Source organism: Yokenella regensburgei ATCC 49455 (genome assembly GCF_000735455.1).
In the GTDB taxonomy this organism is placed as follows: domain Bacteria; phylum Pseudomonadota; class Gammaproteobacteria; order Enterobacterales; family Enterobacteriaceae; genus Yokenella; species Yokenella regensburgei.
In genome coordinates, this window is record NZ_JMPS01000047.1 from 1 (window position 1) to 432 (window position 432).

Here is a 432-nt window from a genome sequence, read left to right on the forward strand (position 1 = left end):
GCAGCAGCCGCCGGAGGAACAGGTTATTCATATTTTCTACTCCCCTCACCCCGCCCTCTCCCAAAGAGAAGACCGGATGAGGGTCAATGCTGGTTATTGTTGATAAATCTTCGACAGATCCTGGAACATATAGACCGGCTTAGGTTCGGCTTCTTTGGTGCCGCCAAAACGTTTATCCACCGCGACAACCGCATTGGTATACGCTATGGGATACCATGCCATATCGTTCGCTACCGTTTGCTGAATTTGCTTATAGATAGCGCCGCGTTTGGCTCCGTCCGTTTCAGTTGCGCCTTGCTCCCACAATGCGTCAAATGCCGGATTTTTGTAGTGCGCGTAGTTATAGGCTTCGTTGCTCATATATAAAGACTTATAGCCGTCCGGCTCCGCGCCCATAATGTAGCCTCCCAGGCTCAGCTCATAGGCGGTATT

General features: G+C 50.9%; 1 pseudogene. It reads right to left on the minus strand.

Going from position 1 to position 432, the window contains the following annotated elements:
* Positions 1-93 precede the first annotated feature (93 nt).
* A pseudogene (locus GYRE_RS24735) lies at positions 94-432 on the minus strand (ABC transporter substrate-binding protein); the annotation flags it as partial.